12 protein-coding genes and 2 pseudogenes are annotated in these 14,947 nt (G+C 39.0%); 10 read left to right on the plus strand and 4 right to left on the minus strand.

Annotated features, from left to right (window positions below; translation table 11 throughout):
* Positions 1 to 173: 173 nt before the first annotated feature.
* The 3 genes from BGI33_RS04300 (at position 174) to BGI33_RS04310 (ending at position 2,547) form a co-directional block, all read left to right on the plus strand.
* A complete protein-coding gene (locus BGI33_RS04300) occupies positions 174 to 1,124 on the plus strand; it encodes a serine hydrolase (RefSeq protein WP_100090090.1) in 951 nt (316 codons plus the stop codon).
* Positions 1,125 to 1,282: 158 nt separating this feature from the next.
* On the plus strand, positions 1,283 to 2,035 hold the full coding sequence (locus BGI33_RS04305; protein WP_100090091.1) for an SDR family oxidoreductase: 753 nt from the start codon (positions 1,283 to 1,285) through the stop codon (positions 2,033 to 2,035).
* Between the two features lie 11 nt (positions 2,036 to 2,046).
* Positions 2,047 to 2,547 carry a Fur family transcriptional regulator gene (locus BGI33_RS04310; RefSeq protein ID WP_100090092.1) on the plus strand — a complete coding sequence of 167 codons (501 nt, stop codon included), beginning with the start codon at positions 2,047 to 2,049 and terminating at the stop codon, positions 2,545 to 2,547.
* Between the two features lie 243 nt (positions 2,548 to 2,790).
* Here the strand turns inward: BGI33_RS04310 and BGI33_RS04315 are convergent, their stop codons facing one another.
* Together BGI33_RS04315 and BGI33_RS04320 are read right to left on the minus strand one after the other, a co-directional pair.
* Positions 2,791 to 5,004 (minus strand): UvrD-helicase domain-containing protein, encoded by a 2,214-nt coding sequence (locus BGI33_RS04315; protein WP_100090093.1) that lies wholly within the window; start codon positions 5,002 to 5,004, stop codon positions 2,791 to 2,793.
* Positions 5,001 to 7,220: an AAA family ATPase gene (locus BGI33_RS04320; protein ID WP_100090094.1), complete on the minus strand. Its 2,220-nt coding sequence runs from the start codon at positions 7,218 to 7,220 to the stop codon at positions 5,001 to 5,003. Before BGI33_RS04320 ends, BGI33_RS04315 begins: the two co-directional genes overlap by 4 nt.
* A 431-nt stretch (positions 7,221 to 7,651) precedes the next feature.
* On the opposite strand from BGI33_RS04320, the gene BGI33_RS04325 reads away from it, so the two are divergent.
* Entirely contained in the window at positions 7,652 to 8,455 is an 804-nt protein-coding gene (locus BGI33_RS04325; RefSeq protein WP_100090095.1) for a carbon-nitrogen hydrolase family protein, read from the plus strand.
* 228 nt (positions 8,456 to 8,683) lie between these two features.
* Positions 8,684 to 10,045, plus strand: a complete 1,362-nt coding sequence (locus BGI33_RS04330; protein ID WP_100090096.1) for a sodium-dependent transporter — start codon at positions 8,684 to 8,686, stop codon at positions 10,043 to 10,045.
* Between the two features lie 520 nt (positions 10,046 to 10,565).
* Here BGI33_RS04330 and BGI33_RS04335 read toward each other — a convergent pair.
* Together BGI33_RS04335 and BGI33_RS04340 are read right to left on the minus strand one after the other, a co-directional pair.
* Positions 10,566 to 11,408, minus strand: a complete 843-nt coding sequence (locus tag BGI33_RS04335) for a class II glutamine amidotransferase (protein ID WP_100090097.1) — start codon at positions 11,406 to 11,408, stop codon at positions 10,566 to 10,568.
* Between the two features lie 310 nt (positions 11,409 to 11,718).
* Positions 11,719 to 12,195, minus strand: a pseudogene (locus tag BGI33_RS04340) (integrase core domain-containing protein); the annotation flags it as partial.
* Between the two features lie 320 nt (positions 12,196 to 12,515).
* On the opposite strand from BGI33_RS04340, the pseudogene BGI33_RS14130 reads away from it, so the two are divergent.
* The 5 genes and pseudogenes from BGI33_RS14130 to BGI33_RS04365 all read left to right on the plus strand — a co-directional run.
* Positions 12,516 to 12,719 (plus strand): annotated as a pseudogene (locus tag BGI33_RS14130) (HPP family protein); the annotation flags it as partial.
* 246 nt (positions 12,720 to 12,965) lie between these two features.
* Entirely contained in the window at positions 12,966 to 13,400 is a 435-nt protein-coding gene (locus BGI33_RS04350; RefSeq protein ID WP_100090100.1) for a hypothetical protein, read from the plus strand.
* Positions 13,394 to 13,654 carry a hypothetical protein gene (locus tag BGI33_RS04355; protein ID WP_100090101.1) on the plus strand — a complete coding sequence of 87 codons (261 nt, stop codon included), beginning with the start codon at positions 13,394 to 13,396 and terminating at the stop codon, positions 13,652 to 13,654. Before BGI33_RS04350 ends, BGI33_RS04355 begins: the two co-directional genes overlap by 7 nt.
* On the plus strand, positions 13,651 to 14,100 hold the full coding sequence (locus BGI33_RS04360) for a putative T6SS immunity periplasmic lipoprotein (protein WP_100090102.1): 450 nt from the start codon (positions 13,651 to 13,653) through the stop codon (positions 14,098 to 14,100). Before BGI33_RS04355 ends, BGI33_RS04360 begins: the two co-directional genes overlap by 4 nt.
* A gap of 169 nt (positions 14,101 to 14,269) precedes the next feature.
* A complete protein-coding gene (locus BGI33_RS04365; RefSeq protein ID WP_143557272.1) occupies positions 14,270 to 14,707 on the plus strand; it encodes a putative T6SS immunity periplasmic lipoprotein in 438 nt (145 codons plus the stop codon).
* Positions 14,708 to 14,947 lie beyond the last annotated feature (240 nt).

Genomic DNA, 14,947 nt, shown 5'->3' on the forward strand with positions numbered 1-14,947 from the left:
ATTAAAATTGTCTTATAATTGGCAATATAATCAGATTTTTGTATTGAATATTTGGACGCTGAAACTTCTATTAATCACAGGCAACAGAACAATCTGTTCCTCTCTCACGTTCAGTATGAGCATCTTAATTGAGAATTAAATTACCCTGAATCAAGGGCAAAAAGGAAGTTATCATGTCACGTTTATCTTGTCTGCGTCACTGGCAGTGGGTAAGCCTGTTAAGTAGTACCCTGTTTTTTGCAGTACCCACTTTTGCTAACGATTTAGACGTCCTCGGTAAATTTATCGAACAAAAGCAGGTGGATAGTCAGCCTGATACCCTCAGCTCATTTATCACCAATCACCCAGATGCCAATCTGGAAACCCGTGCCCAGATTGCCGGCCCTTTATTAAGCTCGCAATCCGCACTGATTATGAACAATCAAACCGGCGAAATCCTGTACCAGAAAAACATCAATCAGGTACGTTCTATTGCCTCCATTTCCAAGCTGGTTTCAGCAATGGTAGTGCTGGATGCCAACCAGAATATGAATGAGCTCATTACCATCACCGATGCGGAAATTGACCGGTTGAAAAACTCAACCAGCCGCCTGTCGGTTGGCACCGTAATGACCCGGCGTGAACTGTTGCATATCGGCTTAATGAGTAGTGAAAACCGGGCAATCCACGCATTGGCACGTACGTATCCGGGGGGTATGCCGGCATTTGTAGAAGCCATGAACCACAAGGTGGCCGAGCTGGGTATGACTAATGCACGCTTTTACGAGCCAACCGGGCTGGATCCGCGCAATCAGGCCACAGCACGCGATCTGGCTTTACTGGTACGCGGCGCCAGCCAGTATCCGCTTATCCGACAGTTCTCAACCGATAATTCTGGTGCGGTATACACCAGCAATGGCCGCATAGAGCAGTACCACAATTCCAATGCGCTGATACGCGAAGGCGCATGGCCAATTGCCCTGCAAAAAACCGGTTATATCCGCGAAGCAGGCCGCTCGATGGTTTTGCTGACCAGTGTACAGAATCAGCCGGTAACCATTGTCTTGCTGAATTCCCCCAGCTCCACCACCCGGGTTAGTGATGCCCGCGCGCTGCGCTCATGGGCCATGCAGCAGTCTCTGTAAGCACAGGTCTGTAATTAACCACCCCGTTAGCGTTAACGGGGTTTTTATTATCTGGCTGATTGAGCCAGCTATTTACTTTGAAATATACCGGAACGTGCTAACATTAGCACTTGAAAGACAAATACAGTCTGGAACAAATAACAGGGAAGGATGCTGATATGGCAATATTGATTACAGGCGCTTCTGCCGGTTTTGGTGCAGAAATGTGTCGGGTACTGGTTCATGCCGGCTATAAAGTTATCGGCGCAGCACGGCGGCTGGATAAGCTGCACCATTTACAGGCCGAGCTGGGCACAGCCTTTTTACCGTTACAAATGGATGTGGCCGATAAAAGCAGCGTCGATAGCGCATTGGCTTCCCTGCAAGGCACCTGGGCTGATATTGATTTACTGGTGAATAATGCCGGGCTGGCGCTGGGCATGGAGCCAGCTCAGGAAGCAAACTATGCCGACTGGGAAACCATGATTCACACCAATATCCTTGGCTTAACCTATGTAACCCGGCAGATACTGCCGCGCATGATAGCCAAAAATGCCGGTTATATCATCAATCTGGGCTCCACTGCCGGCGCATGGCCGTATAAAGGAGGCAATGTTTATGGTGCAACCAAAGCCTTTGTACGCCAGTTTAGCCTGAATTTGCGTACCGATCTGGCCGGTACCCGTATTCGCGTCACCAATATTGCTCCCGGCCTGTGTGGTGATACCGAATTTTCCAATGTGCGCTTTCGCGGCGACGACAAACAGGCCGCAGCCGTATATGAAAATATCAGCTATCTGCAACCGGCAGATATCGCCAACACCGTGTTATGGCTGTATCAAACCCCTGCCCATATGAATGTCAACCATATCGAAATCATGCCAGTATCACAAACCTTTGCCGGCCTGAGCGTTACCCGTGATCTGGCATAAGGCTGGCAGGCATGACTAGCAATACAACATGGCAATCCAAAGCCGCAGATAAAGCACGTATCATGGCACAGTGCGCAGAGCAGGGCGTTACCGTTACCCAGCTACGTGCTCAGGTACTGGATATTGTATTAAACATGGACGGCGTAATTAAAGCCTATCAGGTACTGGCACATATGCAACAGCACAGCAGCAATACCGTTGCCCCGCCCACCGCCTATCGGGCACTGGATTTCTGGGCAGAGCAGGGCGTATTGCATAAAATACCGGCGGTTAACGGCTATATTCTTTGCCGTCACGTTCAGCATGAATGTGACAGCCACTGTCAGGAAGACAATATACATCACAGCGATTTTGTACTGGTGTGCAACCAGTGTGGCGCCGTAGATGAACAAAGCCTGAGTTCCGAATGGGCAGCATTGCGCCGGCGCGCGGCCGATAACGGCTTTATGCTCAATGATGAACATATCGTACTTACCGGCATCTGCCAGCAATGCCAGCAGCACCTGTCGTAAAATATTTGATTAGTTTAAAGAATGATTCTGGATATCAGCTTTTCAATTAAGCACAATATCCAGATTTTTTCTGCAACTGATATTTGGTACCAATAAGCTATTGTGGTCAATAACTCATTCCCATCTAATCTGCAATCTCTGCTTTAATCCACATTAAAGATGCAACCAAAATCCATTCTATATTTAGTCAAATATCTGAATATAATTAAAGTTATATGAAAAAATTAGTTATTCTATGGCAGGTTAAAATGTCTTAACAGTACCAAACAGCAATTCAATCTTATCTCTGATTTCAGTAATATCATCCAGATAAAGAATCCATAAATTTTTACGTGCCCGTGAACAGGCTGTATAGAATAGATTGCGTGTATTTTCCAGCTCTTTGTCCTCCTCATCTTTAACCTGAATGTTCGCATCAGCAGACAGGCTGGAAAAGTAATTTTTAAATTTATTTATTTGTTTACTACCAAAATTATTTTCCATAATTATTACTACATTATCATATTCTTCGCCTTTGGTGCCGTGATAGGTATGGTATCTCACTTGTTGCTGTTTAGTATGATCATCAATAAAATCTACCCAGCTTAGCCATTGGCTTAAATCAATATCCAGAATGTCGCTGATATGTTGCTGATTAGTAGCAACCACATCATCTGTTTCTTCAACTTCGGTTTCTGCATGATTAATGCTTCCATACATATCTTCATACAAAAGAAAATCAATATAATAATCAGCAAAAGATAAGTCTGCTAAACCTGCATTATTTTGCTTTATATCCTTAGGGTAATTAATGCCAAAGCAGTTTTTCAGCCAGAATTGAATCGCGTCACTTTCACTTTTATTTTTGTTCTTAGCTAATTGATTTAAGCCGGTTGAAATATTCTGAATAAATTCATTTAAAGTAGCAGGTGGTTGCTGTTGTTTAAGGATTTTCACCAGTTCACCTGCCTCAGTAAAAGTAACGCTACGCTGAGTATTGCCGAATAAATCATACAGAGTAGTGTGCGGATTATTTAAACTATTATAGGCTGTGACCAATTGATACAGGCGCAGGACTGCGGGATGCAATTTATTAAGTATACGTGAAAGCAGCATGGAATTAAGGTTATCATGCTTGATAAATTTTGCTTTTCCAATTGCGTTATAAAGTTGTTCAAATCCACTCATACTGGCCACAGAACGATTAAGCAGTAGCAAACAATTGATTTGCTCATTTCTCGGTAGCGATGGAACAAGATGTGCAATAAACTGATCAATTATCTCTTCATCCTTATCGCTTTCAGCAGCTTCTGCTTTAAGGCAGTAAAATTCAACTTTTCCATTTGTCCTATCTGGATCAATTGGTTTTTGCGTCAATTCATCATTTCTGATTTTATTAATCAGATTAATAATTTGTATCTGTGAACGCCGGTTAAAATCTTTAACAATCTTTTCCAGCTTAATTTCCCCCTTACCTTCGGCCGATATTTCCCGATAAATATTCTCAATATGATTACCCACACCACTATCATAAATATTTTGTTTACTATCACCGAAATACCCTACCAGCCATCGTTCCGGATGGGCGTATTGCTGTAAATAAGCCATCAACCTGATAACAGATTCATTAGTGTCTTGATATTCATCAATAAAAATATAAGGATATTGGTCAGTGAGCAGTTTTTTGAACACATCATATTGTTTAACTAATTGCAGGCTGTATTCGAGCAATGTATCGTGGCTGAATTTCAGTGAGGCCAGACGATCAGAATTAGAATTACTGTCATATTCTATCGAAGGTTTTTTATTTTTATTCGTTTGATTTATATCTTCTAGTGCTTGCGTATAGCTATGCATCCGGTTAACAATTTTGAAAAAATCTTTAAAATTTTTGATATTTATTAGTGCCTTGGTTAGAGCACTTCTCAAATCTGCTTGAACTAAATTTAACATTTTTTCTTTAAATTCAATTGCTTTAGCTCCTCTCTTTTCCAGTTTAAAAAACGCGTCTTTGTTTTCCTGTACAAACTGCCTGAATAATTCTTTATTTTCCTCAGTATTGATATCTGCCAGATTAGCAGAATCTTTAGCCAGCTCTGTTATTTTCGACTTAGTATTTTCTATTTCCTTTTCAAGTTTGTTTTTATGTAGTTCAACTAGTTCATATTGTTGATACAATTTAATTTGTTGCCATAGCATCTCATGAATGGTTGATACCTGCACAAACCGGCTTTCGCCCAGCCGGTGCCGGATTTCATCAACGGCTACATTGGTATAAGTAATACAGATGATTTTTTGATTGTGTTTGCGTAAAGTATTTAATTTATGGTTTAAAATATACTTAATTGATTCAATCAGTGTGTAGGTTTTACCTGCACCTGCTCCAGCGTGAACAATAAAGCTTTTGCCATCATCAATAGCTGTGAATATTTTCTTTAGTTGTTGCTCTTCTTTGCTTATATTCTCTTGCAGACTCATTTTTTTTCTCCATGATGATTAGCCAGTTGTTTTTTTAACCACTTCAATCCATGACGAATATAATTAGGTAACCGAATACATGGTGATTTTGCGTCTGAAATTATCGTGTTATAGAGTAGTGTGCTGGCAAATTTAGCTTTGTTTCCTTTGGAGCTAAGCTTCCGCTGAATTTCATAAGAGGATTTATAATTAATTTTATTATTTTGATCATCAATAAAATATTGGGGCGGATCTGATAATACTTTTGTTAATGATTTGATAAGCATGTCATTTTTATAGTTAGTTAAAATAATTGCTTCTTCCAGACTAGTGGCATATTGCCCCTTAATTTGGTCTTTTTGAAATACAGTATATATATTATCTTTTTCAATATATTGCATATTATTTTCTAGAATATTATCTCTGCGTAAGTATTTTAGGGTTTCATTAGTAGTTTCTCTGTTATTTAAACACGTAATTTGTTTAAATCCATGAGGTTCAGATATTTGACCTTGGCATGTTGGGCATTTTGAGTTTTTACATGTTTTATTTTTCTCGCAGTCATACCGCCTAATATCTATATCAGTAATTATCAAGCAAGGTATCTTTAATTGTTGCACTAAAGGCAGATATACTTTACCGTGGGCACCACCAATTATGAATATGGAAATATAATATTTCTTTAAATCTTTATCATTTTCAAGAAAATAATTTAATAACATTTCCTCAGTTGTACCTTCCACTAAAATGACTGCATCTGAAAAAAACAATTCCGATACTTTGTATTTAATGTGTTTTTTTAGAAACAGCAGATCATTAAAATTTAATTTATAGTTTAATGATTCAGAGCTTTCTTGTGTTAATAATTTGTCATATAATGGTATCACCTTGCTGCATCGGTTTTCTGTCGTTAAATAATTGATATTATCGAATGAATTACTGCTATGAATTTTACTGTTGACAATATGCGAAGAATGGGTAGTGATCACAATCTGACATTTGAGTGACTGAATTGTCGGAGTTCCTGATTTTTTCTGTTGTATTGCTTTATTTAGCGCTAAATCAATGCGTTTAATAAAAAATTCTTGCATTTGTGGATGCATAAAAGCTTCGGGCTCTTCAATCAGTAGCAGATTTATGCGGCTGCGATGGCTGTTCTCTTCATAGGAATTAATATAGTCAATGATTTCACCAATAATATTAACCAAATTGATATAGCCCAGACCAAACTGATCTTCCGGTATATAGCTATCGCCATCACTAAAGCTGTACTTAATCAGATTATCTAAAATATCGTCTTTAGTAACATTACCACTTAGTTTCATATCAATGTGATTTAATTGTTCAATTTCTCTCAGTATCTCACTAATCGATTTATTTTTTTGCTCTACTTTTTCCGTGATAATGTCATTAATATCTTTCAGCTCCTGATTAAACAAACCATCACTTTCTTCATCGCTGAATAAAGAGATAACAATGCGCTTGAATACACCGGTTAAAACATTTTTATTCAGATGGCGATTAGCCTTAATACAATTGATTTCCAACAGTTTATTTAAAGAAAAATTTTTTACTTCCTGATCCATTTTATTTTTATAGCTTAACTTAAATTCCGTTTGATTTTTATCATCCAGCAATTTAAGGATTTCTTCCAGCAGCGTTCTTTTATCTACTTTTTCATCATTAGGCGTTTCAGAATTTTTGTCAGATGGTTCCTGCCGCTTTTGCTGAACCAAGATTTTAACCGCTGCAAAAAAATTAGCCTCTTCTTTCACCTCGTAAGTAGCTTTAATAGTAATTGCTTCCTCATAATTATTCCCTATCAGCATAAATTGAGATAAATTATGGATATATTCATCGTCTGGATTATCTAATTTTATTTTTAACTCAAATTCCAATTTCGGCGTTTCTAAAGGCGTTTTTAAATCGGGTTGAGGGCTTTCGTCTTCATTTTGATAGGTTGCTATATAAGTATCTATTAAATTATTCAGATAACTCAAATTAAAATCACTGGATTTAATCGACAATTTATTGTTAGTAAGCATCGTTAAAGCATGAGTAATTGTTGTTTTGCCGGTATTGTTTTTGCCAATAATCAGCGTACTTGAGGGTGACACCAGTGATTGTTTTTTTTCTGTACTGTCATGGTGTATTTCTTTGGAATTCACAAACATGACTTCATTGTCATTTTCCCCGAACTTGCGGAAATTTTTGATGGTGAAGCTTTGTAGATACATTATGATTGTTCCTGAGTAAATCCGAAAAAATTGATACTTAATTCTGCTGTAACTATTTATATAGCTGCATCATCAGCTAATCAGGTGATATTATTTAAAAGTAGTGGTTTGGTTTGTATTACTGTCTATTCCTCCTCTTATATACTGTTGCAGCAGCTAAATATTAACTTCTGTTCAACTTCATGATCATTCTAGTAATAGCCTTATATCAAAGTCAAAAAATATTTATATTAGTATAGATATATTAATTAATATTAATATATTAGTGGAAATTAAAGTAACATTTTTTCAACAAATGCTTTACCATCACCGCAACTATCTGCATCATCACAATAAATATTGATTTATTTGCTTATCAATCCAGTTAAGGCTATAAATAATCTTATTGCTACAGTTATGGCATCAGTTTTTCAGTATTTAAGGAGTGATACATGAACAATATCAATGTTGGCATTGTACAAATGGTTTCAGGCACTGACATTGCCGAAAATATCCAGTCTATGCAGCGCTTAGTGCGGCAGGCTGCCGCAGCAGGCGCAGAATGGGTGGTATTACCGGAATACTGGCCAATAATGGGAAAGGATGATACCGATAAAGTAGCTGTGGCAGAGACATTTGGCGATGGCGCACTGCAAACAGCCTTAAAAACACTGGCGGCTGAGTTGGGTATTGTGCTGTTTGGAGGTACCATACCTTTACAAAGTACAGACAAAACCAAAGTGCTTAATACTATGCTGGTATATGGGCGTGCCGGTGAGCTGCTTGGTTTCTATCACAAAATGCATCTGTTTGGTTACAGTGGTGCCAATGAATACTATGCTGAAGCCGATACCATACTGCGAGGAATGGATGTACCAGAGCTGAAAGTTGATAATATCGCGGTAGCACAGGGTATTTGTTACGATTTGCGTTTTCCTGAATTTTTTCGCGCCCAGCTCCCATTTGATGTGCTGGTTTTACCGGCAGCCTTTACCTATACCACTGGTAAGGCACACTGGCATACGCTATTAACCGCTCGGGCAATTGAAAATCAGTGCTATGTACTGGCTTCAGCACAGGGCGGGCAGCATCAGAATGGCCGCCGTACCTATGGCCATAGCTTGATTATTAATCCGTGGGGTGAAGTAATCGCCTCATTACCGGAGGGCGAAGGTGTTATTTGTGCTGAGCTGGATGCAAGCTTCCTGCAATCGGTACGCACCAAATTACCAGCACTACAGCATCGCTTACTGTAATCATAAATTATTATCTGCTTTAATAGATATTGAATTAATTGAACACATCAATCGAATAATTTGGACATTATGTCTAAATTATTCGATTGATAGCCAGAAAAAGAGTATCTAAGCAATCATTTCTTGTCCAAAAAAGCGATTCATGGCATGATTACCAATTAATTTTACATTATTAAGTTAAATGTTGAGTTTTCTATTGAATCTTGAATTAGGATGTAAGGGGCAGTTATGAGTGGCGGAACAAAGAAAAAATCGCATTCACAATGGAGCTCGCGGATGGGTTTTATGCTCGCCGCAGCAGGTTCAGCAGTAGGTTTAGGCAATATCTGGAAATTTCCCTATATGGCCGGCCAGATGGGTGGTTCTGCCTTTGTGCTCACCTATCTGATTTGTATGTTCGTGATTGGTTTACCGATTCTGGTAGCTGAATGGCTGATTGGTCGTCGTGGACAGAAAAATCCGATTCACACCATGGAAGATGTGGCTGTTGCTGAAGGGCGGTCTAAATCATGGCGCTGGGTAGGCATTATCGGTGTACTTGGTTCATTCCTGATTTTGTCTTTTTACAGCGTGATTGGTGGCTGGGCTACTGACTATATTTTCCTTGCCGCTAATGGTACTTTTAAAGGGCTGCATGGCGATGGCACCAGCCAGGTTTTTGAGCAGTTTCTTGGCAGTGTAAACCATCTGCTTACCTGGCATACCGTGTTTATGTTGGCTACTGGCTTGATTGTAGCCATGGGTGTAGGTGCTGGCTTGGAGCGCTCATGCAAAATCATGATGCCGGGGCTGGGTGTTTTGCTGATTGGACTGGTGATTTATGCTGGCGTTGTCAGTGGCCCATCATTTGGCAAGGCATTTGCGTTCCTGTTTACCCCAGACTGGTCTGCCATTACCGGTAAAGCAGTATTGGCGGCATTGGGACATGCATTTTTCAGTCTGTCTCTGGGTATGGGCATCATGATGGCCTATGGCTCCTATCTAGGCAAAGATGTTAATCTGATTTCCACCGCACGTACCGTTGTGATTCTGGACGTAATCGTGGCCGTATTATCCGGTATGGCTATTTTTCCATTGGTATTTGCCAACGGCCTGCAACCGGCGGAAGGCCCCGGCCTGATTTTCGTTACCTTGCCGATTGCTTTTGGTAATATGGCTGGCGGTACCATCATCGGTGTACTGTTCTTTATCTTCCTTACCTTTGCTGCACTCACTTCCTCTATTTCATTACTGGAACCAACAGTAGAACTGCTGGAAGAGAAAACTCACTTAGGCCGTAAATCAGCTACATTAGCAAGCAGCGTGGTTATCTGGGCATTGGGTATTGCCTGCCTGTTGTCCTTTAATGCATGGCAGGATGTCACCATATTTGGAAAAAATATTTTTGATTTTCTGGATTACATCACCAGTAAGCTCATGCTGCCGTTAACCGGTCTGGGTACCATTATTTTTGCAGGCTGGCTGATGAAGCAGGAAACCATTCGGCAGGAACTGAATTTAAGCCCGGCAATATTTGCTGGCTGGAAGTTCTTGTGCCGGATTGTTATCCCTGTGGCGGTAATTGCTATCCTGATATACGGTTTTATGTAATTCCGATACCGTTAACATTGTAATCAAGGCTTATGCCATTAACACACAGGCTCCTGAACATTCAGGAGCCTGTGTGTTAATGGCTTTATTTATAGCGTATAAAAACCTGCATCTACACAGTAGAATAAACCAATACTGCTGTAAAAATAATAAGTTGGCAATAAATGCCAATTCAAAGTAGCGAATGCTACAATATTAAATCTGTATTGATTCGCTGGTATGGCACGTAAATTAGTTTATTAGACAGAGAAATCCATTTCAGTTTGTTATTACACAGTCTGTTTGTGCATACAAATATCCCGATGTTGATTAGCCGGTAAGATTAAATTAAAAGTAGAATGTATTTACCAGCTACAGAGGCACGTAAACCAACAAAATAAATAGCTAATACTATGCTGTATAAATGCATTCTATTATCTGGCAATCATCAAAATCAGCGATATTGTGTTTACTGCAATCAACCCGCAGACTAAAATTTTCGCTTGTACCAGATAAATAAATCATCTGTTTCAATAAGCCATTACATACTTACCCCCGCTTTACGTGCAATGGCCAGCCCTTCTTCCACACTCATATATTGCGGCGGCTGAATACAATCACGCAAAACAATTTCTCCCTGACTAAACATCACCAGCTCATTAATGGCCAGTTGCTGCCATTGCTCATTACAGGTAAGAGGCAGGGTGGCAATTACCGCCACACGATCGTACGGCGTGGTTACAGCGGAAAAATCAATGGCCACATCTTCATCTGCCAGAACGGCCTTACCAAAAGGTGCCTGCCGGATAATATAAAAGAGCAGGGTACTGGCATGGGCTATTAACCAGTCGCCATTGGAAAGCATATAATTAAACAGCCCGTATTGGCGCAGTTCAGCAGTGATTTCTGCTACTGTATGAAATAAAACCTCGCGTGTAGGCTTGTGGCGAAAACGCTGGCGTAGCTGCTCAAGCAGATAGCAAAATGCCTGCTCGGAATCGGTAGTACCTACCGGATTAAAATATTCTCCTCCGGCCGGCGCGAAGCGGCGCAGATTACCATTATGGGCAAATACCCAGTATTCTCCCCATAATTCGCGTACAAACGGATGCGTATTTACCAGATGAGCCTGCCCCTGCGTAGCCTTGCGAATATGTGCAATCACATTTTCCGACTTAATTTTATACTGCTGCACTAAATCAGCCACCGGTGAGCTGGCACAGGGCTTGTCATCCTGAAGCAGGCGTACACCATGGCCTTCAAAAAAAGCAATACCAAAACCATCAGCATGATGATCCGTTAAACCACCACGCAAACGAAAACCTTCGAAAGAAAACACAATATCAGTGGGCGTATTACAATCCATGCCTAACAACTGGCACATGTGTTATTTCTCCATAAATAAATTAATAATTTAATATTTGCTGTTTCATCAAGTAAAGATTATACATCCTGATTATAGTAATCGATAACTGATGCCAATATTTGCCCGTAAAAAAAGCCTGTAACTGTTGTTACAGGCATAAATTCAAATTAACAGCACAGAAACTTGCTTTTATACAGCCGAAACACTCAAATAATTATCAGCAGTACCTAAAAGTTTATCCTGTGGCGGTGATATTGCCATGCTGCTATCAGCAAGTCCTGAACTCATTGTAAATATCCCATAGTTAGTACAAAACTGACGTAGAAAATTATGCTGCTTGTTTTAGTATTTTATACTCAATCGGCGTCATATTATTCAGTGCTTTATGAGGTCTTTCAGTGTTATAAATTGTTAGCCATTCTTCGGTTACCTTCCTTGCTTGTTCCAGATGATTAAAAAGATATAAATCCAGTACCTCTGTGCGATAGGTACGATTAAATCGTTCAATATAGCCATTTTGATATGAGCTGCTGGGGTTGATGTACTCTATAGTTATACCATGTGACTTTGCCCAATAAGTGAACGTGTTTCCGGTGAATTCCGGTCCATTATCTACTCGTATTTTTAGTGGATAACAATGATATTCGGCCAGTTTATCCAGATAACGGGTAATCCTGCCAGCCGGTAAACTGATCGCAATATCAATGCCTAGCGCCTCACGATTATAGTCATCTATCACATTGAAAGTTCTAAAGCGCCGTTGATTGCGACTGCTGTCACTCATAAAATCCATTGACCAGCATTCACCTTGTTTATTGGGTACTGATAGTGATTTCTAGGCTGTTATTATTCTGCGATTTTATTCGATATGTGTAAAGTTTTTGTTGACACTTAAAACACTATCTTTCCGAGATTCGTGGAGGAGTGCGTAGTTTACGCTTTATCCTGAGATTAAGCTTTAATTCACAATACACCCGATATACACGTTTATGATTACATTTATATCCAAGCTTTTTGATGGGGCTCCAGTGTGTATTTCTGTTAATAATAGTACTTAATACCGACATAATCACTGAATTATCCTGTAACTTGGGTTGATAATAGTAAGCCTCTGCGGGTGCAAATCCCATTCTTCTCATGATGTCAGGAATCACTGACTATTCATTTTTGTTGACACCCATACTGATAGGTTCAGTTCTATTAGTTCTTGTCGCTTTAATAGTCAATAATATCAGAGCCGGAACTCATTGGCCCTGTTATTGGCTGGGTTATCGTTCAGGTATGGATAACAAAATACAAAATCAAAAGAGGATTAGTGTGCCTGTATGATTTAGCAGAGTGGCTAATAATATATTACACCAATTAATATAAAGAAGTGAAACACATAGCAAAATTTTCTACTTGATTTATGCGCCAGGTATGTGATATTAACAATTGAGCACTAAAATAATTCATATTTGTTTGGGGGAATCCACAGCCTGAGAAGGAGGGGCTGGTTTGCCAGAGCACAGGTAAGTAATCAGATCACCTGTCGTGAATTAACTGCCCAGTGTGCAGCCTCATGCATTATCCGCCATGGTTCAATTGGCCGTGGCGGATATGGCAATCACCAGCAGCAGGCTGGTTCTAGATGATTTTGAATATCGTATAAGGAGAAAATTAATGACTGGATTGCTTGTTGGATATTTATCAGGTGCAATAGTAGGAAATCATCTAAAGGCAAAGCCACGACTATTAACATTAGGTGAAATGGCCATGGTGACCTCGGTATTTAAAGCGGCGATTACGCTAACAGACGTACGGGTTCGCAAAGGTCCTATCTTGCCTTTTCAAGGAGTGTATAAAGTAACCCCAATGGGTGAAATATACTGGCCGACAAAAGAGTATTTAGAAGATTATTCTACTGCATCCCTTGATTTTCGGCATATTTTTATGCACGAAATGGTTCATGTTTGGCAATATCAGATGGGAATGTGGGTAGCTTCCGGGGAGCGTGTAGCTTATTGGTAGATTACGAATATGCACTAACAGACGATAAAGTATTATCAGATTATGGTATGGAACAACAGGCATCAATTATTGCTGATTATTATCTTTTAAGAGATTTTGGTTATGATAAATGGTTTTATTATACAAATCAAAAATCTAAAGGAGCTGAACCAAAAAATAAACAACTCATACAAGAATTCTGGCTAAAAATGTATGAAAATACCCTGCGTTTATTTTTAAAAAATCCAAAAGATAAAAAGGCGTTATTCGGATGAAACAAAGATATATTCACTGGCTGCTGACAACTTTGCTTTTAGGCATAATAACAGGATGTTTTGTGCATCGTAATATGCTTTACACACCGGATATTGTTCTCAAAGACAGTGGTCAACCATGTATAAGCATACCCTCGAATGAAGATTTTTTTAAGAGAAATAAACAATTTAATATTATAGTTACCGGTGTATTTCAAACAGGGGTTGGGGAACTTTGGTCGAAAGATTATTTGGATCTTTCAAAACCGTATTATGTAAAGACTAAAGAGTGCTTACGCTTTGAATACTATTTCCAAAATAATATTACCTATTCGATTTATTTTACGACAATAGAAAAAGGAACTGATAAAAATAAACATTGGCATGTAGATATGCGTATTAAAAAAACTAAGGATGGGGCTTTGCAATTATTACTTGATGAGCATGCCAGAGATGTAACTCAATAATGCTTTAAAAAAATGGGGGTGATAAAATTTGGCATACAGTAACAAAGCAGAAATACAAAGGAGGTGATCCCAAAAATAAATAACTTGTACAAGACCTCTGGCTAAAGATGTATGAAAATACCCTGCATTTATTTTTAGAGAATCCACAAGATAAAAAGGCATTATTTGGATGAGACACGGATATAGTTATTGGTTACTAATGTTTTTAATTTTACCATTGCTTGTAAGCTGTATGTCTTTAAATTCGCCAGATATTGTTCTGAAAGATGATGGCCAGCCATGCATCAGCATACCCTCGAATGAAGATTTTTTTAAAAGAAATAAACAATTTAAGATTATAGTTACTGGTGTATTTCAAACAAAGGTTGGGGAACTTTGGTTGAAAGATTATCGGTATTCTTCAAAACCGTATTATGTAAAGACTAAAGAGTGCTTACGCTTTGAATACGATTTTCAAAATAACATTACCTATACAGTTCATTTTACATCAACGGAAAAAGGTAATAATGAAAATAAAAAATGGGTTGGCGATATGCGTATTAAAAAAGATAAGGATGGCACTTTGGAATTATTACTTGATGAGCATGCCAGAGATGTAACCCAATAATGCTTCAAAAGAACAGGGTGATGATATTTGGCATACAGTAACAAAGCAGAAGTACAAAGGAAGTAAACCCAAAAACAAACAACTTGTACAAGATTTTTGGCTAAAAATGTATGCAAATACCTTGCGTTTATTTTTAAAAAATCCACAAGATAAAAAGGCATTATTCGGATGAAACAAAGGTATATTCACTGGCTGCTGATAACTTTGCTTTTAGGCATAATAACAGGATGTTTTGTGCAT

The organism is Snodgrassella alvi, from assembly GCF_002777425.1.
GTDB lineage: Bacteria > Pseudomonadota > Gammaproteobacteria > Burkholderiales > Neisseriaceae > Snodgrassella > Snodgrassella alvi_B.